The 19,699-nt window shown below is 52.6% G+C and carries 20 protein-coding genes; 10 read left to right on the forward strand and 10 right to left on the reverse strand.

Annotation, left to right across the window (positions count from 1 at the left end; genetic code table 11):
• Positions 1-9 precede the first annotated feature (9 nt).
• The gene (locus ABDZ89_RS07935) at positions 10-2,286 is read left to right on the forward strand and encodes a phospholipase D-like domain-containing protein (RefSeq protein ID WP_343778062.1); all 2,277 of its coding nucleotides are present in this window, start codon (positions 10-12) and stop codon (positions 2,284-2,286) included.
• Between the two features lie 110 nt (positions 2,287-2,396).
• Here the strand turns inward: ABDZ89_RS07935 and ABDZ89_RS07940 are convergent, their stop codons facing one another.
• Positions 2,397-2,795 carry a hypothetical protein gene (locus ABDZ89_RS07940; protein ID WP_343778063.1) on the reverse strand — a complete coding sequence of 133 codons (399 nt, stop codon included), beginning with the start codon at positions 2,793-2,795 and terminating at the stop codon, positions 2,397-2,399.
• Positions 2,792-3,223 (reverse strand): TrmB family transcriptional regulator, encoded by a 432-nt coding sequence (locus tag ABDZ89_RS07945; protein ID WP_343778065.1) that lies wholly within the window; start codon positions 3,221-3,223, stop codon positions 2,792-2,794. Before ABDZ89_RS07945 ends, ABDZ89_RS07940 begins: the two co-directional genes overlap by 4 nt.
• A 250-nt stretch (positions 3,224-3,473) precedes the next feature.
• On the opposite strand from ABDZ89_RS07945, the gene ABDZ89_RS17170 reads away from it, so the two are divergent.
• Complete coding sequence (locus ABDZ89_RS17170) at positions 3,474-3,626, forward strand: DUF7837 family putative zinc-binding protein (RefSeq protein ID WP_465261062.1); 153 nt, start codon at positions 3,474-3,476, stop codon at positions 3,624-3,626.
• Between the two features lie 369 nt (positions 3,627-3,995).
• Here the strand turns inward: ABDZ89_RS17170 and ABDZ89_RS07950 are convergent, their stop codons facing one another.
• On the reverse strand, positions 3,996-4,352 hold the full coding sequence (locus ABDZ89_RS07950) for a DUF7718 family protein (protein WP_343778067.1): 357 nt from the start codon (positions 4,350-4,352) through the stop codon (positions 3,996-3,998).
• Positions 4,353-4,639: 287 nt separating this feature from the next.
• Here ABDZ89_RS07950 and ABDZ89_RS17100 point away from each other — a divergent pair, with 287 nt between their 5' ends.
• Complete coding sequence (locus ABDZ89_RS17100; RefSeq protein ID WP_465261063.1) at positions 4,640-4,900, forward strand: HVO_A0114 family putative DNA-binding protein; 261 nt, start codon at positions 4,640-4,642, stop codon at positions 4,898-4,900.
• 319 nt (positions 4,901-5,219) lie between these two features.
• On the opposite strand, the gene ABDZ89_RS07955 is transcribed toward ABDZ89_RS17100, so the two are convergent.
• Entirely contained in the window at positions 5,220-6,824 is a 1,605-nt protein-coding gene (locus ABDZ89_RS07955; protein WP_343778069.1) for a bifunctional metallophosphatase/5'-nucleotidase, read from the reverse strand.
• Positions 6,825-7,274: 450 nt separating this feature from the next.
• Between ABDZ89_RS07955 and ABDZ89_RS17105 the strand changes: the two genes are divergently transcribed.
• On the forward strand, positions 7,275-7,538 hold the full coding sequence (locus ABDZ89_RS17105; protein WP_425544604.1) for a DUF7342 family protein: 264 nt from the start codon (positions 7,275-7,277) through the stop codon (positions 7,536-7,538).
• A gap of 554 nt (positions 7,539-8,092) precedes the next feature.
• Complete coding sequence (locus tag ABDZ89_RS07960) at positions 8,093-8,779, forward strand: ribonuclease H-like domain-containing protein (protein ID WP_343778071.1); 687 nt, start codon at positions 8,093-8,095, stop codon at positions 8,777-8,779.
• Between the two features lie 70 nt (positions 8,780-8,849).
• Here ABDZ89_RS07960 and ABDZ89_RS07965 read toward each other — a convergent pair whose 3' ends face one another.
• Together ABDZ89_RS07965 and ABDZ89_RS07970 are read right to left on the reverse strand one after the other, a co-directional pair.
• Positions 8,850-10,829: a coiled-coil domain-containing protein gene (locus tag ABDZ89_RS07965; protein WP_343778073.1), complete on the reverse strand. Its 1,980-nt coding sequence runs from the start codon at positions 10,827-10,829 to the stop codon at positions 8,850-8,852.
• A 4-nt stretch (positions 10,830-10,833) separates the two neighbouring features.
• A complete protein-coding gene (locus ABDZ89_RS07970) occupies positions 10,834-11,514 on the reverse strand; it encodes a hypothetical protein (protein ID WP_343778075.1) in 681 nt (226 codons plus the stop codon).
• Positions 11,515-11,741: 227 nt separating this feature from the next.
• Here ABDZ89_RS07970 and ABDZ89_RS07975 point away from each other — a divergent pair, with 227 nt between their 5' ends.
• The 3 genes from ABDZ89_RS07975 to ABDZ89_RS07985 all read left to right on the forward strand — a co-directional run bounded on the left by ABDZ89_RS07975 (position 11,742) and on the right by ABDZ89_RS07985 (position 14,001).
• Positions 11,742-12,026: a hypothetical protein gene (locus tag ABDZ89_RS07975; RefSeq protein ID WP_343778077.1), complete on the forward strand. Its 285-nt coding sequence runs from the start codon at positions 11,742-11,744 to the stop codon at positions 12,024-12,026.
• 17 nt (positions 12,027-12,043) lie between these two features.
• Positions 12,044-12,655, forward strand: a complete 612-nt coding sequence (locus ABDZ89_RS07980) for a hypothetical protein (RefSeq protein WP_343778079.1) — start codon at positions 12,044-12,046, stop codon at positions 12,653-12,655.
• A gap of 77 nt (positions 12,656-12,732) precedes the next feature.
• On the forward strand, positions 12,733-14,001 hold the full coding sequence (locus ABDZ89_RS07985; protein ID WP_343778081.1) for an ATP-binding protein: 1,269 nt from the start codon (positions 12,733-12,735) through the stop codon (positions 13,999-14,001).
• 495 nt (positions 14,002-14,496) lie between these two features.
• Here ABDZ89_RS07985 and ABDZ89_RS07990 read toward each other — a convergent pair whose 3' ends face one another.
• Entirely contained in the window at positions 14,497-15,006 is a 510-nt protein-coding gene (locus tag ABDZ89_RS07990; protein WP_343778082.1) for a hypothetical protein, read from the reverse strand.
• A gap of 126 nt (positions 15,007-15,132) precedes the next feature.
• On the opposite strand from ABDZ89_RS07990, the gene ABDZ89_RS07995 reads away from it, so the two are divergent.
• Positions 15,133-15,735, forward strand: coding sequence for a hypothetical protein (locus tag ABDZ89_RS07995; RefSeq protein ID WP_343778084.1), 603 nt, complete (start codon positions 15,133-15,135; stop codon positions 15,733-15,735).
• Between the two features lie 94 nt (positions 15,736-15,829).
• Here ABDZ89_RS07995 and ABDZ89_RS08000 read toward each other — a convergent pair whose 3' ends face one another.
• Positions 15,830-16,495 carry a hypothetical protein gene (locus ABDZ89_RS08000; RefSeq protein ID WP_343778086.1) on the reverse strand — a complete coding sequence of 222 codons (666 nt, stop codon included), beginning with the start codon at positions 16,493-16,495 and terminating at the stop codon, positions 15,830-15,832.
• 90 nt (positions 16,496-16,585) lie between these two features.
• On the opposite strand from ABDZ89_RS08000, the gene ABDZ89_RS08005 reads away from it, so the two are divergent.
• Entirely contained in the window at positions 16,586-17,746 is a 1,161-nt protein-coding gene (locus ABDZ89_RS08005) for a hypothetical protein (protein ID WP_343778088.1), read from the forward strand.
• A 42-nt stretch (positions 17,747-17,788) separates the two neighbouring features.
• On the opposite strand, the gene ABDZ89_RS08010 is transcribed toward ABDZ89_RS08005, so the two are convergent.
• On the reverse strand, positions 17,789-19,252 hold the full coding sequence (locus ABDZ89_RS08010; RefSeq protein ID WP_343778090.1) for a tetratricopeptide repeat protein: 1,464 nt from the start codon (positions 19,250-19,252) through the stop codon (positions 17,789-17,791).
• A gap of 227 nt (positions 19,253-19,479) precedes the next feature.
• Positions 19,480-19,699, reverse strand: a 220-nt coding sequence (locus ABDZ89_RS08015) for a hypothetical protein (protein WP_343778092.1), incomplete at its 5' end; no start/stop codon positions are given.

Below are 19,699 nucleotides of genomic sequence, written 5' to 3' on the forward strand. Positions count from 1 at the left end.
CCACTAAATATGGACGAAGTAACGGCGAACATCTCATTCGATAAGTACCCGGACATGCCAGAGTTCTACGGGTCTGGTGCGGCGAAATATCGCTTAGCGATGGTGAAAGACCGGAGTGACTTTCTGGACTTGTTCGAAGGAGCTCACCATGTTGATGCGGTAACGTACGCAGAGACGCCGGAGCTGATGGTGAAAATGCTGACTGAGTATAACATTGGGTCGTTAGATGTTCTCATCGGTAATTCTGATGACTATGCGGAGCGGGTGAATGAAGTTGCGACCGCAAAATCACTCGTTCAGTTGCGCCAAGACGATCGCCTGACGATCCGGTTGAAGAACCAGAAGACGGTTCATTCGAAGATTTACCGGATCGTCATGCCGGACGAGACAGTCAAACTCGTCCACGGGTCAGCGAATCTCTCTCGGAACTCCTGGGAATATCACACCAACCAGATCGCTATACTAACGACCGAGGTGGGTACTGAACTCGATTCAGAATTCAAACGCTTCATCGACGAATACCGCGAGGGGTACAGCGATCAGACACTCTTGGAAGGACTGGTTGAAGCATTAGAGGAAGCTGATTCGCCGGAGGAGCGAGAGAATCGAATTGAGTACTGGGTCGGGGCCGGCGATCTTGACGTGAGTGACACTGCTGCGCTCAATCAGGACGCTGTCGAGGATCTAAAAGAGGTCGCTGATCAGGTGACTGCCGTTGTCGACGATCCAGATGAGGCAGACGAGACTGTCGCATTCGTTGAGGAACCTGAAAACGCTGACCGCAGTGTCGTGGAGCCGAGTGATGTCGACGAATCAGAGGATGAACGCGATGACACTGCCGAAGAAGCACCAGATGTCGGACTGATTGAGTCGGATCATGAAACAGAGCTGACTGACGGGCTTGACCGACCGCGCGTGCGCACCGCAGATGAGAAGATCCGAATGGGGACGAGCAAAGTCGACAGAGACACCGCAGACAAATTCGGATCGAGACTCCGCGATAGCGGAGCCACCGTCGAAGATCACAGTATTACAGCTCCGATGAGCGCGTACACCCGCGAGGTTAAAGAGTCGACATCGATTCCAACGATGTCTGTCCTCCCAGAGGCCGAGCAGGTTGTGATCGGCGAAGACGATGAGATGATCCTTGTTGCGACTGAGGAACCGACCCCAGAAGTCCTCGACCACTGTCTCGAAACAATCGAGGACTACATCCTGACCGTCAGGAACCACGGCCACACCCAATCTGAGGAGGCGGTGATGTCACAGATGTACGAGGCGTTTCTCTACGGGTTCTGGGCGCCGTTCGCGAACCAGTACGCAGAGGCGCTATCATCACCGTCTCGGACACTTGATAACGTCCTCCAGCACCTGTACATTGAGGGCAAAAGCGACGCAGGCAAAGACAAGCTCACCGAGTATATCCTCCGGCTCATTTCTGACAACACAGTCATTTCTGGTGTTGACGCTGACGAGATCGGGGTCAAGGAAGTCCGTGGGATTCGTGAGTGGGATACGTGTTTCCCGTACGCTATCATCGACGCGGAAAAAGAGAAGATCCAGCGCTGGAGCCCGATTCGGAATTATTGGAGTGATTGGACCCCCACAAGTGTCGACCAGCCGTGTCTCATCTTTACCACGAATGATGCGCTTCCGAAGTCGGAGTTCCGGAATCGGATGAAGATTCTCAGCATGGACGTCTCGTTCCCATCAAATCCAGAGGACCCTGGCTTCCGGGAAGCACAAGAAGATCTGTCTGAGGTGTTGGAACGGCAGAATCCGATCTTCAGTTACGTGGCCCGGCGGATGGTGACTGAGAAGCCTTGGACCAACGGGAGTGGGACAATTGAGGATGTCCGGCAGATCATGCGTGACTTCTATGAGAAGGCCGGCCGAGAGGAGCCGGACTACTTCCCGGCTGATGAGCCGGCAGAGAAAGAGTACAACACAGGTCGGCTGATGTGGCAACGAGATATCCAGGGTGGTCGCGTCACCTTCGAATCTGAACCGGGGGCCATCACAGCGAACTTCGATCGGGAGGGGTACGAGGTGTACGACTACGAAAAACGACTTCCAAAGCGGTTCATGTCTGAGAAATCAGCGACAAGCGTGTACATTGGTGCTCCTAAGGAGTTTGCGGAGTGGGTCGGATTCTCAGTTGAAGAGTTGCTGAGCGACGAGACAGCAGCCAAGATGGGCGGTGATGATTCTGAATCCAGCAATGAGGAGACCACCGAGGCAGAAAACGGCTCCAGTGGGTTTCTAACTCGATTGCTCGGACGGTAAGGCCCCCACCGTCAGAAAGTATATCAGGTGATTCGCACACAAGACGGGCTGATGACAGATCCTGGGTCCCCGCAAGAAGCGTAACAGATATTCAAAACCCCAGATTAGAGCTATACCCAACCAACGTCTTTGTTGAACGCGAAGAGTATCTCGCCAACGACTTTCTTCATGAGACCTTCCGTGAGACGTCCTTGCCATGGGTCAGAGATACTGTCATAATCCAGTGGGGCTTGGATCTGCGACGTCCGGGGTGAGTGGATAGAGAGGGGAAGAATTCGTGAGGGTTCTGGTGTACCACCCATCTCCCAGTGTTCGTTAGATAGCGGGTGGCCGATCAAGTGGTCTGTTGTTGTGAGCGTTACGCCCACGAATTGCTTGCCCTGAAACGGATGTGTCTCTGTGGTCACGATAGTGAACATCCGCGAGACATCACCACCGAGTTTGAACGGGTCGACCGTCCAGACTACATCACCGACCCCGTATTCTCTACCCCCATGTGAGACGTTCATCCGTCGGAATCCAGGTCCTCAATCTCAATGGTCCGCGTTTCATCTACTTCCTCGTCGTCAACCTCGGACGGATGTGGCTCATCTGGCTGCGACTCACTCCACGCCTGGGCGTCCTCTTCACTTTCGATTATTGGACCAAATGCCTCATTCAGACCAGTAAGAGCGTTGGAGAAGCGAATTGCTTCGTCAAGGCGCTCACGGTCGTTGGTGATCGCCCAGTGATTCTTGCGGTGTCGGACAAGCCCGCGACTCTTCAATCGGCTGAGGTTCGTCGCCACAGTGTTCGGATCGCGGTCAATGGCCTCAGCGATTTCACTCCGCTTCCACGCCTTCCCATCGTTCTCAAGGAGGAATTCGACGATAGCCTCTCCAGTGGTGAGTTCTTCCCCATTTGTCTCTTCTTCGAACTCATCGATTTCCATTGGCATAGTTACTGTTACTTTGTGCTACTGTAAAAGTGTGCTGCCGTAAACTGTAGTCTTGTGGTTAACAGATCCCAGTCTTAACCAACAGTGATAGGGTATATTGAGAATTGTTGGTTAACTTTCTACAGAGGAAAATGAATCATCTGTCGTGATTCGCGGCCAGCACTCACCACACATTCCCGCCGAGTGTTTATGACAGATGAAACTAAACGGCCGGATGGAAGGAGAGTCACACGCTCCTCCTTCCCCCCTAATGACCGACAGTCCGCCGGCACTTGGACATTGTCCGAGCTGCGAACAAGAGATCTCAGCGGCCTGGAAGCTCATTGAGTACGAACAAGCAGACGGGAACACGGGCATCTTCGCGGAGTGCCCGTCCTGTGAGAAGGTTGTGAAGCCGGAGTAGAAAGGATCGTAACGCTCTACTCAGTCGATGCGTCCGCCTGAATGGAGTATTCGATTACGATATGATCATACGGTACGGTAAGGTTTGGAGGGCCCTCCTGGCGCAAGACGAGACCTGCGTTCACCAAGACGTCAACATCACCAAGAACACTGGCACTTGACCGATTGAGCCGAGTCGCCAACTGTGAGTGATTCTTCGCTGGCGTAGCCATCAAACTTCGTTCCTCCCGCTGGCCGGGCTCAACGGCCCGATCCAGCAAATGCCGATGAACCGCGGCCACTAACCGCGGTCGACGTCTCCGCTGCCGGGTTCACCCCACCAGCTGGAGAATGGCCGTGCTGTCGGCACGATTACCGCACGCGGAACCTGTCAGCTGTCCCGCGGCTGCTTCCCGTGGGTATCGAGATAGGCCTGCGCGAACCGTTCCCAGTTCCGCTCAAGGTAGGCATCAGCTTCGTAGAGACCGTCAATATCGACATCGAAGTCCTTCGTCTCGGCACCGTGGTCTCGGTAGTACCGGTCGATGTGGATGGTCCCCGACTCGTGTTCGGTGTTGTCGACCTTCGCTACTTCGACAACGGTCCCATCCGCCAACTCGAAAAAGAGGATGACCGCGAAGGAGTCGGGAGTATCAAGGCTCGGATCGGCGCGCGCGCCGATTTGAAAAACTGTGCTACGGACTCGATTCAGTTCGTAGAGGTACGCAAAGTCTGGATTTCCAGTCATGTATGTAGGTGTTCAAGCTGAGAGACGCAGAACGTCTCCTCAATTATACATACGTGTTTGTTGAACTTAAATGTTTTGATTCTGACTGTTGAGAGGGGATATATCGCTTACAATCCCTATTTCGAGTGTTTCAGTAAGGCTTAAGCCGTTGAGGTGTATACACAACGGTACGGTGAGACAGTATGTCTGAAAGTAGTGTGGGTACGACCCCTAACGCGGACGCATCTGACGGCGGTGACAACACTAAGCTACGGGGTGAGTTTGCCCGGTCGCTTGCCCGGGGCGGCATGTCGGGCGTTCAGGTGATCAGTTGGGACACGGCCCAAGAAGTGCTCACACCGATGCGGCGAGAACTAATCGAGCAACTTCGAGAGAGTCCGCCGGATTCGGTCCGGTCGCTTGGTCGAGATCTGGGGCGAGACAAGGGACAGGTGAGCCGTGATTTAGCAATCCTCGCAGAACACGGGATCATCCGGTACGATACCGATGGCAGCGCGAAGAAGCCACGGCTCACGCAGGATCACTTGGTCGTTGAGCCTGTCGTTTAACGCGGCTTCGCTCGCTTCTCCCTACGCGCTGCGACTCCCAGTACGGGTCCCAGTCCGGTTAGTCCGAGTAATCTAATTGTGCGTAGTAAATACTAATTAGGGGCCGATTCCTCGTGTAGGGTACGTGCCAGGGAAACCCTCGTGTAGGTGACCTGAGAGCGCTTCCAAAGGGCGGTCCTCCCACAGTATATCGATGCGATGTTCCCAGACGTTAGAGGCGTCTAGGTGGTCAATACAGGAAGCGATAGCATCCACGTCTTGCGGGGCTATAGATCTTAGATGAGAATCTTAGATATATGTCTTAGAACAAGATCCCGACTTACAGCCGACTGATCCGGCCGTCTGTCTCCGGAGCAATTGGCGACTGCGCACGGATGCGGTCGATCACCAGCTGTGAGATTGTTGTGTCGCCAGCGCCAGTCCGCGTCGCATCCGGCAGCATGCTGTACCCGTCACCACCATCAGCCATGAAATTGTTCGTCCCGAGTGTGTAGGTCGCCTCCAGGTCCAAGGGGTCACCACCGACAGTGACATCGGCTGGGTCAATCCGGTCGCCTGGGTCGCCATCGGGGTCCCAGGCAAATTCCATCCCGCTAACCTGCGGGAACCGACCTTCGAGGCTCTCAACTTCACTCACACCGTTTTCCAGGGCATCGTGAATCGTCTGCCCACTCACCTCTAATTCAATCGTCGTATTCCCGAACGGGAGGATCTGCCGAATGAGGAGGTCAGTAATATCACCCGGTGAGTACAGCGTGTTTGTCCGGATTCCCCCACCGTTTTGGATGACAACATCAGATTCGAGGGCAGCCCCAACCGCATCGGCAACGAAGTTCCCCATATTCGTCTCGCCGGTGCGGAGGTCCTCGCTCACACAGTTGAGCTGGACACTGGCTTCCCCAATCACTTCGCTGTCGACCTGCCGGCGATAGAAGTCGGCGACCGCCTCGACAGCTTCGCTCGGCTCCATGTCCTCCTCGCTCACGTCGTAGACAGATCGATCGAACGATTCGATCCCGTCTTCACCAACCTCGAGGGTTACCTCCCCTAGGAAGTCGTACTCGTCGCCAACGAAAGAAAGGATGGTATCATTGACCTCGACTACCTCATCGAATTTCTCAGCGGCGTCATCACCGACGATGACGTCAATGCCGTCGACGTTCGGGGCAATCTCATTCCGCGCTAAGTCGTTGGCAACGTGCGACATCACAATGACCACCTCAGCACCGTCATCTCGCATGTCCGGGACAACCTCACCGAGTGCGTCGGTCGGCGATCGGACCGTCGCATTCCCGAGACTCGTTACCTCCCGGGCTCGTGGCGTCAAGACCCCCGTAACGCCGATTGGAATGCCGGCCACATCGACGATATCGTAGCGCTCGGCCCCTTCGGCGCCGGCAAACACCTCACCAGAGGGCCCGTCGACGTTCGCAGTGACCCACAGAAAGTCCTCAGTCTCACTAACCCGTGTTCGGAGGACATCTGGGCCGAAGTCAAAGTCGTGGTTGCCAAACGTGTCATGAGTGAGGTCACCTGCCTCAAAGGGGTCTATGACGTGTTGGCCTTCGAATTCAGACGACAGGGCGGACGATCCGAGATCATCACCCGCTCCCAATCGGAGCGTCCGATCCGGCTCCTCTAGATCGTCCATCAATCCGAAGTAGCTCTCAATGTTTTCATTGTCATCAGCGTCTGCGTTTCCGAGTCGGCCGCCAACGTGGGTGTCGTGAAGTAATGTGAGTGATTCTGTGGAAGGCTCTGGAGACGTCCCACTGTCTGTACCATTTCCGTTTGTCCCGTTGGGCTGTGAATCCGTGGAATTGGCCCCACTCTCGCTGAGATTACACCCAGCGAGCGAGACACTGACACCGGTTGCCCCAAGATACGTGAGTAACGACCGTCGTCGGAGATTCTCGTCTCCCATGCTAAATTCGAAGTTTCTGTAGGTTGTTAATTCTACCTGAGACACAGAATGTTCTCAGCTGGGGTCAGAGGGCCAAGTCAAAGTGGGTTTGAGTCAACGTCTGGGTAATTGATTAACCAACAATGGGTAGCTGTTAGTTGATTGTTGGTTAACAGTCGTGGGAAGGGCTAATACCGATTCTCACCAGTCAGATTGATTCGTTGGAAATGGTGAACTCGGTGGGTACGCACATTGTATTGAGAATATTTCGTCGAAATTCGAAACCCAAAGCGCTCGGGGCAGTCGAGACGGCAAACGGTTGCCAACAATGGCTGCGATCGCATGTGGAACGCAATTGAGTTCGACCGTGGAAAATAGAATAGGTGATAATTGTACCCTTGTAGCTACCAAGAAAGACAAATTCCACCGTGCCGCGAGTGCGCTTAGTTGAATTGACGGCGAGTACCGACTATGTTAACGTTCAACTCGGCCCCAGACGAGTGGACGGAGAATACGAGGCCATTTGAGCGGGTTCTCTCAATCACATGTACCCTCTCAGAACCGCGACCGGCAGCGTATATCGCATCAGAAGCTGCTGTCGCCGAAACGACCGCACGCACCAATCTTGGCTATTTCGTCACAACAGAGGTGGCTAAAAAACACACCAATGAACGGCCAACGACAGATACCACAGATGGATTGTACCACCGGTTTCAGACAATCTTGACCGGATAGCCGAACACAACCACGATGGACTTCAGCACCTCTTGGATACACTCCAATCCCAAACGAGACGTAGAAAAATGAGTACGATGTTACGTCGCCTGAGAAACTCCGTGAAGGGCCGCAACTGAGCCCAATGACGAATAGGTGTCAGGGCGCCGTATAGCCAGCGACTGTCAGTTAGTGCGTTACCGACTCAGCGTCGTTCAGCATTCCCTTCGGAACTACGAACAGCACCAGCGGTGGGTGACACTGGCACACAAGGGTGCGCTGTTAGCGTCAATCGACGGGGTTCAGTTTCGGGTCACGTGCCTGGAGGCAATCGTTACCAATGGATTGACCGCGCAGGAATTCAATGAACAGTTCCGTCCACAGCAACCGTTCTGAGTCCAGCACCAACGAGCCTCACTGTTATTCCATCTATCTATCATATTAAGGTAATTGATATGACCAGCAGTATACTATCAACGTAGCCGCGAAGTAATGCGGTTCACATCTTTCGGTGAGATAATAAAACTCGGCTTTTCACCGAAGCTTGAAATGATAACGGAGAGATCTCGGCAAGCATGAAACTCGACAAGGAATTCGATGACCACGACCGGATCGTTACGTTCGATATCGAGACCACACACTGGGACCCGGACAAGGGTGAGACGGTCGCAATCGGTGTCGGTCACCACGAGCCAAGAACTCCCGGAACTGACGCCCAATATGAATCGTTCGCCCGCAGCAATCACGGGATCACGGACGAGCAGGACCTCGTCCGGAAGGCGTTCAGGTATATCGACGAACTCGACGGCGACGTACTCGTGAGCTACAACGGTACCGATTTCGACATGGACTTTCTCGCTGAGCGAAGTACTCGATTTGACTCGGCGCCGTCACCCCCAGCCCTCCACACAACGGGCCAGCACATCGACCTCTTCACCGACCGGAAGACGGCGTGTGATCCAGGAGAGAAGTGGCCCTCGCTTGAAGAGTGTCTCAGCGGCTATAATTATCCAGTCCCGAAGACAATCTGGAACGGCGCCCCGCTCGATAATTCCCGCTTCGGCGACGAGTTTGGGCCAGCGTTTCTTGATGTCGTTGCCACCGAGCATGAGCAAGCAATCGCCGCGTTCCGCGAGGTCCTTGAACATTACCTGAACACTGATCTTGAGGCTAACATCGCTCTGTACTATGCTGATCGGGGCCTTTCCTTTGACCCCGTCACGCTAGGAGTGCCAGGAGAATTCAGTACCGAGTTGTTCTGAAACCCCTCGCAAAAGGCGATCGTTTGGCGAACAGTGTTTGGATAACAGACACGGAATACCGTTGAGCCGCTCAGCGAAGGTCTAGTACAAGCCCTTTGCTCGTTTGCCTGAGTGTTCCAACTCCTTGTGTAGCAAGCCGATTGAGCGCCATTGACGCAACCTGCTCGGTTACACTCAACTCGTCCACGACTGTATCCAGCTGGATGTACTCTGTCGCTACATCCAGCAGCTCGTCCCGGATCCTGGTCTCGGTGGTCTGTACCCGCTCAGCGAGGGTCTCGAACTCGAATAGTTCGGCATTAGCTGTCACCAATGACTGGCTCGAATCGTATATGAGCTGCCGGTCGTGTAGGTCGACAAGGACAACACCTACCTGCCGGCTAAACGTGGTTCCGATGTCATCACCCCCCTGGATGGTCTTTTCTACCGCCTCGGTCCATCCTGTCGGAGAAGCAACTGCCACAATGCCCGGCACATCGTCCTGCTCGGCACCACGCACGACGTCATTGATTACTTCTAAAAGGTCGGCTTGGGTCGCTGGGCGGTCATCAGCGCCGTAGCGCGCGAAGGTCTCCAAATGTGACTGTATGCGGAGCTCAATAGTCAGCTCTTGGCTTCCAGTCAGCGGAAACCGTCCCGAGCGTTGCACAACAAACCGTGAGTTGCGATTGAGAGGATAGTTTCCGAGCTGGGTATCCACGTCCATCTCATCATCGACAGCGTCGTCCAATAGCTCCCGCATCCGCTCACGTTCGTCACGGCGTTGGTGATGATCGCGCCAGTATGCCGGCTCAGCGCTGAATGCGTCTCCGTCCGGGAGGACGATACGCTCCGCCTGATGGACTGCTTGTTCAAATCGGCTGGAGTAGTCGAACTCGGCAATGCGAGCTTCACTTGCCCGGACCGGCGGTATCTGCTCACCGTCGCGGTCAGGCAGTTCGCCGCGCTGGAGCGGCGTCCGCTCGTCTTCTAACTGCTGACGTGTCTCTTCAAGCTCGATTCGTTCGGCCTCGAGTACAGCGAGTTCATCGGCAATCCGGGCTCGCTCATCGCGGAGTTGGTCGAGCTCTGCGTCAACAATCTGGCTCACCTCATCCTCGATATTGTTGGCCGCAAGTCGCTCCTCAAGCCGCTCGATATGCTGTTCGAGGTCTGTTAATTTTGACTCCCGCAACTCAATTTGCTCAACCAACGCCGCCTGTCGGTCCGCTTGTTGGTCTAACAGCCCCTCAAGCCGGTCAAGTAGCGACGACAATTCTTCTTCAGTGGCGTCGGTGGTCGTCGTCTCGGTGTAGTCGAGTCTGTACAGTTCGGCCTCGAGCTGACGGTACTCGTCACGGATGCTGTGATGCAGCGACTGGGACAGTTCATCAATCGAGTCGCCGAGGCTCGCCTCTAGTTCAGCAACGATCTGCTCGCGGTCGCTCGCTGCCTCGGCTGTCTCGAGGATTGCCTCCTCCATGTCGTCGACGACATTCGGCAGCCCGTGGTGGGTGATATAGTGCCCGACAGCGTCTTGAAGTGTCTCAAGCCGATCTCCATAGATAGCTTTCAGCCCCTGCATCTGGTACTTGCTTAGCTCTGAATGATCGCCGGTCAGTCCCTCATTGAGTGACCGGAGCTGTGGCGCAACCTCCTTGCGGACCATCTCATACAGTTGGCCGTCATGACTCTGAATACGCTGTTGTAACTCATTATTATCGGCCTCGTAGACGTCGTACTGACGGAAGCGGTCCACCTCGATCATCCGTTCTAACACATCTTGTGGGTACTGCGCCGCAAGTGACCCATCTGATTGCGCAGCATCGAGATCAGCCGCAGCAAGCACCAACTTCGCGACCTCAATCCGGCTGCGAAGCTTATCATGCGTCTCATCGAATACGTCGCCCTGAATGTTGAGATCCCGAACCGTGAATCCACACTCGATGAGTGTCTCATGTTCGTCTTTCCGGCGACGGGCGAGCCCCGGCGCGTTCCAATGACTGATCCCCTCGCTGATCACCGTCTTTGCCTTGTTAAGACACGTTTCGATGTCGTCTTCTGATGACATTGGCTTAGATTGCGTAGCTGAGCTCTTCTTCGATGAACGAGCGAAGCACCTCCGGCGCGTCGCCATACCCCCAAACATGAACGTCTACATGTGTGTCGCCACTTGGCCCCGCAGACACTTCGTACGAATACCGGACTGTCCCACTCTGTGTGGTCGCGACGTACTGTTTGTACGTCGTATCAGTCCCTGTTCCGCTGTCTTCGACCGTCGCGTCCCGCTTTCGCTTAATCGTCTCAAATGCCCACTCGACCTGGTCTGGGGAGGCATCCGTCTCAATACCGAATCGCTCGTGGTTTTCGTCAGGGGCGACATCGACCTCGTCAAGTTCGTTTACTCGCAGGTGGTCGATGCCATCAACTTTCGCGGAAAGGTCCTCGTAGAAGGATTCGAAATCGTCTTCGCCCACGCGAATGATGCGCGCAAGGCCGCGAATTTTTTCCACCTCGATATCATCGCGATTGTTCAGCAGGTATTCAACGCGTTTTCGTTCAGCATCCGACTGATAGTCCAACGCAACAAGGTACTCACCCGCCGGATTTTCGGCGCCATCCGATGATTCACTCGACGTGTCATCTTGTCCGGTTCCGACTGAGTTCCGATCGAATGCAGTCTGAGATGTCTCCTCATTCTCGCCTGACTGAGCACGATTCGTCCGGCCACGTACACCGTCTCCTGACTGGCGCATCTATTTGTTCACCATGACGCTCGTTACTCCCATATGCGTCATATCTGACCTAAAGTCTTCCCCTCCAAATATGGTGTGTTCTGAAGCCGCCAAGCTAAAAACGCAGGCCCCACATTCCACTTGTGGAGGAAATATCCCATATTCCACCTTCTAGGGGCCTAAATAATCCTGAGTCTCCAATTTAGCCGAAAAGTTTATGTTGTTATCCAGCAATGGAGTAAATGCGGATGGACCAAATAAGCCAACTGTTGATCGCCGCGGGCCTACTGAACCTGCTCGTGGGTGTTGGGTACACCGTCGTGGTGTACACGACTCTCGAGAAGGTTCCAGCCTTAGCTGGTATGCTCGGGTTCAGCCTGGCAATCGGCATCATCCTAGTCCAAGCCTGGTTCGGAGAAGCGTTCCTCTCAGTCTCCGTGGCTGAGATGAAGCAATTGGTGATAGTGGCGGTGGCTTGCGCAACCATTGGCATCGCCTCGATCACCACCGTGTTCGAACCGACGACCAGCTAACACCCCACCCAACGACAATGGATTTCCGAAACTACATCAAGACGCAATTCGGCCTGCAGAACAGTAGCAAAATCCTCGACCCCGCGGTCTACTCCAATCAGGCACTCGAGCAGGACATGCTCGAGCTGGAGATGGAGCGGGAAGAGACGGAACACAAGATCGATGAGCTCAACGCGGAGCAGGAGGCGCTCTACGACGAGGGCGCCGGAGCACCGGAGTACAAAAAGCAGAGCCTCGCGACCGAAGCGGAGCTCATCGAGAACGAACGGGTCCAGTACGAGGAGTCGTACCAGACTCAGACCGACAAGCTAGGGCTGCTGCGCGCAGTTCGCGGCGTTCGCAAGCGCATGCGGAGTTCGGATCTCACCATCGACCAGCTGATGGAGGATGCCAACAGCACGGAGGTCGGGGCAGCCGTCCGCGGTGAACTCCGCGATCTCAAGCTGGACTCGAAGAAGGTGAACAAGATCATGGGCGCCCTGAACATCTCCGCTCAGGTGTCCTCCTCGTCGACGAACCGCAGCTCCAAGAATAAGCACCTCGGGCGGATGGAACAGCGTGAGGAAGAGCGCGAATACGAGACCCGCAACAGTTCCGACAGCCGGTCTCGGGCCCGCTCAGACGACTAGTCTCGCGGCCACCCTTCCTCATTCAGTCAGTGAATCGGTGACCAACTATCCAGCCACACAATCATAACAGTCAGCCAATGAGATACGACGCACACGAAGTCGATCGGCTCAACAGCAGGTACACCACGGAGCTGAACAAAGCCGAAGACGCGGCAGATGGGAATCATCCAACGAAGGCGGCTGAGCATTACCGGAACGCTGCCGACGCAAAAGAGGCAATCGCGCACGAGCGTGGAATGACTGTCCCCGAACGGGTACACGAGTTACGCGAGATCGCCGACCGAGCGGAAAAGGGGGACGCAGTCATCCGCAGCGATCAGGCGTCTTATGACCACGGCCGCCCGAACGCGAATGACCGTGGTGGTCCCAACGGTGACCGTGATGAGCCCTCGGAATTCCGTGAGGTGATTGAGAGCTTCATCGTCGACGCCGATGTTACATGGGAGGACATCGGCGGGCTGTCCGACACGAAACAGCGGTTACGGCAAACGCTGGCACTCGGCGCCGTCGGTAACAAGCCGGCAGCAGTCAAGGCTGCACAATCGACCCTCATGTTCGGGCCGCCGGGCACGGGGAAGACGCTCTTAGCAAAGGCCGTCGCCACCGAAACTGACGCGACGTTCTTCAACGTGAAGTTGGGGTCACTGCTGAGCAAGTGGTACGGCCAGTCCAGCCAGAAGATTATCAATCTCTTCGAGGTAGCCAGAGAGCTGTCACCATCGGTCATCTTCCTCGACGAGATCGACGCTGTCACAACGAGTCGTGGGGGTGGTGGTAGTGACAATGCTTCCAGACGGGTGCTCGGGACCCTCCTGTCAGAACTGAGCGAGCTCCGCGACGATGACTCCTTTACCTACGTCATCGGCGCGACGAACACCCCTTGGGATCTGGACTTCGCCATCCGCCGCCGCTTCGACAACCGACAACTTGTGCCCCTGCCCGACCAGCGGGCCTGTCAGGAGATCGTCGAGGTACACACGGTCAACGGTGGTGTCTCATTCACTGGCGCACCTACCGATCACCTTCCAGATGACGCCGCAGTCGAGTTGAGTTCGGTTTCAACTGTGACAGGTGCGATCGGGATGGGGGCCCACCAGCGCGGCTTCACCGGCAGCGACATCGAGGCGCTGGCAGGCGAAATCATCGCGAACATGGTCCACCGGACAAACCCTGATCTTGCGGAACAGGCTGATCGGAGCCTCACAGCGTTACAGGACGAGTCTTTGGAGACAACTCCCATTGAACCCGCCGAGACCCGAGCCGCTTTTGAGACGATTAGCCCGTCGCTGTCGGCTCAAGATATTGAGCGCTTCCACGAGTGGGACGAGCAGTACGGAACCGGGTAACCACCTACGGCGGTCTTCTGACCGCCGCCCACATTTGCGTGATGCCAATCCAACAACCGTTTACGACATATGACCCTGAAAAACCACCTGACAGGGTTGGAGTGTACGAACTGGGTCGACCAGCTGATACGCCTACCGGGTACAAGATAGTGTACATTGGATCAGGACGGCTGTACGATAGACTCTACCGCCACCATCGAAGTTCGAAATGTTGGTGCGTCTACCGGGTCGAATTAACACGATCGACACGGCGAGCTCGTCAGCGCGAACGTGTTCACCAACGCCGATTCGCTGACCGCGAAGACCGACTACCGGTGTACAACGATCGGATTGGGTGACCCCAACAGAACTTCCATGGAGTAGAGTAGAAGGAACAACGACGAGGGAGAGGGAGACGTAATAGTTCAAACGGTTTGTAAATACTTCCAGATTCGTCCACGTACATAAGGGCGATATCTGACACCGGATCCGATAACCCCGTCGCTTAGTTTTTAATTACTCATCGTCAGGACGTCGTGTATTGATGTCCTCGGCAGTTCTGTTGGAACGCTGTATAGTTTCAATCTGAGAATTATTTTGTTTGTTGTCCCTCTCCGGTGAGTGTTGTTCGGGGTCAAACTGGTTCGTTTTATCATCTTTCCCACTACTGTCACCGTTATTATACGATTTTATGAATACAATACCGACGATAACAGAAATAGCTGAGAAAGAAATTGATATGAAATTAATATATTCCACAACAAAGAAAAAGCCGACGAGAGCTGACAAAATCGAATATGGGACAACCATAGAAGCCACAACTACCTTATTGGATATTTCCCATTCAAAAATAAGATACCCAAATGTGAGTATAACGAGAGGAGCAATAAACAAGAAGGCCATTTCATACGCAGATACCGAATTTGTATAGTACGGTTTACTGACCAGCACCGGTCCCACTTGACTCATCCAAATAGAGACGATACCCACATTGGTCAGAATCAATTTGTAGATATCTGAATTCATTAGTGATAGATACGAGACTAGTCAATCATATAATTATGTGGTGAGAGTGTCGGTTATAGGAGTGTTGGCAGATCAAGATAGGTACCCGTGCCAGGCATTTTTAGTGCTGGCAACGGAGTTACAGGTATGACAAACGCTTATACTATGATTTTGTGTTGTGAACGCATTGAAGACGCGATCTCCGTGGGGGACTCCTCGGCGCTCCGCCATCGGCTTCAGGAGGTCGCAGATATCCTTGCGGATGACCAACTTGAGGACCCCATATATGCTGAGCTTGAGAAAGAAGCTATGAATCTCGTAGACCGCGCTACCGACCAAGACAAACTAGATGCGGCGATTGACATAGACTCTGATGGATCCAAAATCCCAGAAGAACTAAGACGGGATATGGATGCGTTTACAGACCGCGTCGCCCGGTGTTATCTTCGGTCCTCGACATCCGAGCATAGTACTGTTTCGGAAAGTTCTGAACGTGAACTGGAGGCCCCCACGGTAGATGTGGATCAACCTAAAGACTACACAGATATCGACGATGAATCGGGGGCCTGGCAAGCGCGGGCGGGTGCTCTGATAAACGAACAATCACCCGGCAGCGATACGACAGGTGAGAGTGACGACGCAGATGATACCCATCAAGATGGGGCTACCGAAGAAACAACGTATAATATCAATAATTCAGTTAACGTTCAGATTAATAGCGATAACAGCAAAAACGATTACCAAGGGTAATAGCTTAGATTCGAATACCGACTTATTCACCAGATCACGTTGTTCCGCCATCGATTCGTCTTTTCTGGATCTCACTCTCTGCGGTTGGGGCTACTCAGTTTTCGAACGGGGACGAACTACCAGCCCCTGTCGACGTCTCTTTCGGTTCATCTGGACGCCGATTGTTGATATCTTCGGCAGTTTGCCCCGAACGTTGTACTGTTTCTAGCCTTTGTTGTGGTTGTGATTGCGTGGTTGGTGCTGATTTGTCTCTCGGTTCTCCAGATGTCGCTTGCTCGGTGGTGTCGCCCATATCGCTCATCCACGAAATAAAATCTGTAAACCATATCACAATAGATATTGGAGATGCTAAAATCCAACCGACCAATCCGAATGGCACTAATAGTATTGATACCGGCCAATACTCATCTCCAAGCGCATCATATTTTTCCACGTTCTCACCATTGTTGAGGAGTACATTCCCCGCAACAAAAACTACTGAGGTAGAGAGTATTGGATGTACCCATAGCGACGCAATAGCCTGAATGATGCCAATACTCGCTATTACTACAAGGATCAGAATCCGTTCCTGTTTATGGAGACCCGAGAAATACCACGGTAGGATACCTGAAGTAAAGATAAGATAGACACCCAGCAGCCCCAGGGCTCCTCCAGAGAATGAGAGTGCTAATCCCGCATAGAGGACTGTTAAAATCGTCGCTCGAAGGACGTGTACTGCTTGGGACGTTAAATGGGTGAATATTGTTTCACCATCGCTCATAATAGCGAATAGTAGTTGACAACCAATAAGTGTAGGTTAACCCATTAACTTGGGAAACCAATAAGAGGACGTCTGACAACTATTGAAATAATGACAGAGATTGATTTGGATAGTGTTGATAATGATCCTGGTGGTTACTGGCGATCCAACCGGAAAAAGATTAAATCAGCACTTATCACGGGTAATTCGAAAACACGACAGTGTGGTAGTTATGCGTACGTCATGGCGGCTAAAGCAGGGGTAGTCCGTGATCTTTCCCCATCCTTTACGGCCGATATTCGCGACTGTGTAAATGCCGATGATGCTCTTATCCGTGTCAACACGATCGGTGGTATTGGAGGGACACTAATCAGCGGGAATGCGGAAACGCGACGGTTGTTAATGGATTCATCGCTCGTCTCAGATCTCACGTCTGCCGCGACAATGGTCGATCGAGAACTGAGCGAGAATGCTCTGTTGGCCCTATCCATGATTGCATTAGAATGGCCTTCATCTCTCGTTAAATATCCGCCAGCGATTGAGACATGCGTCGAAAAGGTAGCAAGTTCAGGCCAACGAGCCACATATGCTGCGTTATCCCTGGCGAATGTCGCGTATCATAGTCCAGATGATATCGCATCCTACTTCCCAAATTTCCGGATGGCTATCGATCCTTCAACGGATGGACGCCAGCTGGCCGCACTGATATATTGTCTTGGCCAAACAGCTCCACACCAGAATTTGGACAAAGCCGAAATGGACGCAACGATTGAGGCGGTCAACCACTGCTGTCGATTTGTGATCAAAGCCGAGGCACCACCAGCCTTACAAGCGTTAATAATCGAATCGATGATCCCGCTAACTCAGCTCTGGTCCAGAGCAGTTTCTGAAACTACTATTCCAGCTCTCGTCGAATCAGTTCTTTCGTGGGACTCATCTAGAGATTTAAGCGCTGAAGAAACAAGAGCTGAGGATCAGACTCCATTATCGGTAGCTGAGGCAGCAGTCAAGCTAGCTGTTGCCCTCCCACAGTTGAACGTTAATCTTGACGGTGAATTCTTACTAGCACTCGAAGGGGCAACGGAAGACTCTACGATTGAAAATGCGGCCAAACAGCTTCGTCAGAATAATGGCAACCTCACTGTTGAGAGTATATTTGAGCAACTAGTGGTGGAGATAGAGCACCTTGACGAACTCATCTCTGTCGATATTGATGACAGTCAAAATATCAATATAAATTCACCTGGTGCGGTGAACAGATACTACGAGTAAGAAGAGGCTTACTGGAGAGGAGGTTCTGTTTCAAACCGACCATCAGTTGTCTGACGGTCGTCGCTTGTTGATTTCTTTGCTAGTCCGGTCTAAATCTTGGATCGGTTCAATCGGGGAATCATCAATCCCTTCGTCGTACTCTGACCTGTCTTCCGAATCAGGGTTAAGGATGTTATCCAGAATCTCTTCCATATCTGAGTCTATCGTTTTATTTAGGTCTGATTCATCAATATAGTCCTTGATTGAGGTGTCCTCATCCTCAAATTCCGTAGCTAACAGTATTGCCAAGTGGACAAGTGACTTCGTCTTGGTTGGTTCGAGTTCGATGGCTTTCTCAAAGTGAGCACGCGCGGCCTCATATTCATCAAATTCCGAAGCAAGTACTCGGGCATAGAGGTGGTGTGCACCCGCATTGTCGGGGGCATACTCGGTTGCTTGCTTCAAATGTCTCCGGGCATCAGTGAATTCCTTAAGATTGAATAACATTTCGCCATATAAGAGATGAGCTCTACTGTCTTCTGACTCCAGTTCAACGGCGCGTTCATAGTGTTCTCGGGCTTTCTCGGTATCATCAAATTCTGAATACAATAGTGCTGCATAATCAAGGTGCGCAGGGAAATAGTCAGGATCACACTCAACCGCACGCTGTAGGTGGCTACGGGCAGACTCAAATTCTTCAAACTCGGACATCTGAATATTACCATATAAGTGGTGTGCGTTGGCGGCTTCCGGATCAAGTTGTATACAACGTTCTAAGTGGTTTCTAGCGTTCTGGTTATTTTCAAGCTCAGTAGACAACAACAGCGCATACGTATAGTGGGCGTCGTAGTGTTCTGGGTCGAGTTCAATTGCTCTCTCAAAGTGGGTTTGTGCTATATCAAACTCATCAGTTTCATTAAATAATAGACGAGCGTAATAATAGTGGAGATCAGCATCACCGGGATTATGTTTAATTGCCCGTTCGTAGAGAGAACGAATTTTCTCAACATTCTCGTTGAAAAATTGGAGCAGTCGAGCGTATACGTAATAATACTGGGAATTCTCTTGGTCAAGCTCTATTGCTTTTTCAAAATGTTCCCTCGCATCGTTAATGTCATTGGAACTCCTTGTTTTGAGAAACGCATATCGGAAGTGAGTCTCCGCACTCCCCCTCCCTAATCGGATAATACGTTCGAGAATACGTCTCTCTCTATCAGTATCATTCCTTTTGAAATCAAGTAGTATTAGTGACCCAAAAGCGAGACCTAAACCAAGGAGCAACTGATTGTTTGTGGCGTTTATTAGTCCAGATACAATTTCAGCAGAATACAAAATCACAGCGATATAGATTGCTAATTGGATGGCTGACGCTGCCAAAGCTAACGCCCCCTTCTGTGTTGCTACTTTATTCTCATTCACGTTATAGCCAACCAACGCATCGATTGGAACATAATATTTCCAAAACATGAATCCGATGATGAGAGGAACAAAGTAGAGTAGACCAGTGTTCAATACAAATGTACTCATTTGAACAAATCGTCCACAGCCAGGAGTATAAAGATTATGTAGAGCAGATCCTACGACATTTCACTATGCGCTAGCGTACCGTTGCTGGCATAGAATTTTACGGTCAAGTACACTGGGAGACATCTAAGTTTAGCTAAAAAATGTGTTATTATATAGTACGTGAGACAGTTTGGGTTCGAACGATATTGCAGTAGCAAAGCGCCACGACACGATGAGAACAGCAGCGCTCAAAGCAAGCGCAGTCCAGTCCCGACGACACAAACGCCAGTTACAAGTCCGGTTCCGTGAGCAATCACGTTCGGAAATCGACCGCCGATGCCAGTCTCAACAGAGAACATCCCTGCCACGAGCGCACTGACAACGACACCAAACGCACCAAAGTGCTCTGTTGAATCCGCAGAAGGCGACAGGATAGCGTCGCTCTGAAGGTGGAAGCGAAGCGGAAGA

Source organism: Halorubrum ejinorense (assembly GCF_039522565.1).
In the GTDB taxonomy this organism is placed as follows: Archaea; Halobacteriota; Halobacteria; order Halobacteriales; family Haloferacaceae; genus Halorubrum; species Halorubrum ejinorense.

Excerpts from the sequence above, each read along its gene's own strand:
- ABDZ89_RS07975 (WP_343778077.1), top strand. The coding sequence starts at position 11,742 with ATGGACCAAATAAGCCAACTGTTGATCGCCGCGGGCCTACTGAACCTG.
- ABDZ89_RS07940 (WP_343778063.1), bottom strand. The coding sequence starts at position 2,795 with ATGAACGTCTCACATGGGGGTAGAGAATACGGGGTCGGTGATGTAGTC.
- ABDZ89_RS17105 (WP_425544604.1), top strand. The coding sequence starts at position 7,275 with ATGTTAACGTTCAACTCGGCCCCAGACGAGTGGACGGAGAATACGAGG.
- ABDZ89_RS07935 (WP_343778062.1), top strand. The coding sequence starts at position 10 with ATGGACGAAGTAACGGCGAACATCTCATTCGATAAGTACCCGGACATG.
- ABDZ89_RS17100 (WP_465261063.1), top strand. The coding sequence starts at position 4,640 with ATGTCGGGCGTTCAGGTGATCAGTTGGGACACGGCCCAAGAAGTGCTC.
- ABDZ89_RS08000 (WP_343778086.1), bottom strand. The coding sequence starts at position 16,495 with ATGAGCGATGGTGAAACAATATTCACCCATTTAACGTCCCAAGCAGTA.
- ABDZ89_RS07950 (WP_343778067.1), bottom strand. The coding sequence starts at position 4,352 with ATGACTGGAAATCCAGACTTTGCGTACCTCTACGAACTGAATCGAGTC.
- ABDZ89_RS07990 (WP_343778082.1), bottom strand. The coding sequence starts at position 15,006 with ATGAATTCAGATATCTACAAATTGATTCTGACCAATGTGGGTATCGTC.
- ABDZ89_RS07985 (WP_343778081.1), top strand. The coding sequence starts at position 12,733 with ATGAGATACGACGCACACGAAGTCGATCGGCTCAACAGCAGGTACACC.
- ABDZ89_RS07965 (WP_343778073.1), bottom strand. The coding sequence starts at position 10,829 with ATGTCATCAGAAGACGACATCGAAACGTGTCTTAACAAGGCAAAGACG.
- ABDZ89_RS08005 (WP_343778088.1), top strand. The coding sequence starts at position 16,586 with ATGACAGAGATTGATTTGGATAGTGTTGATAATGATCCTGGTGGTTAC.
- ABDZ89_RS07995 (WP_343778084.1), top strand. The coding sequence starts at position 15,133 with ATGACAAACGCTTATACTATGATTTTGTGTTGTGAACGCATTGAAGAC.
- ABDZ89_RS07945 (WP_343778065.1), bottom strand. The coding sequence starts at position 3,223 with ATGCCAATGGAAATCGATGAGTTCGAAGAAGAGACAAATGGGGAAGAA.
- ABDZ89_RS08010 (WP_343778090.1), bottom strand. The coding sequence starts at position 19,252 with ATGAGTACATTTGTATTGAACACTGGTCTACTCTACTTTGTTCCTCTC.
- ABDZ89_RS07960 (WP_343778071.1), top strand. The coding sequence starts at position 8,093 with ATGAAACTCGACAAGGAATTCGATGACCACGACCGGATCGTTACGTTC.
- ABDZ89_RS07970 (WP_343778075.1), bottom strand. The coding sequence starts at position 11,514 with ATGCGCCAGTCAGGAGACGGTGTACGTGGCCGGACGAATCGTGCTCAG.
- ABDZ89_RS17170 (WP_465261062.1), top strand. The coding sequence starts at position 3,474 with ATGACCGACAGTCCGCCGGCACTTGGACATTGTCCGAGCTGCGAACAA.
- ABDZ89_RS07980 (WP_343778079.1), top strand. The coding sequence starts at position 12,044 with ATGGATTTCCGAAACTACATCAAGACGCAATTCGGCCTGCAGAACAGT.
- ABDZ89_RS07955 (WP_343778069.1), bottom strand. The coding sequence starts at position 6,824 with ATGGGAGACGAGAATCTCCGACGACGGTCGTTACTCACGTATCTTGGG.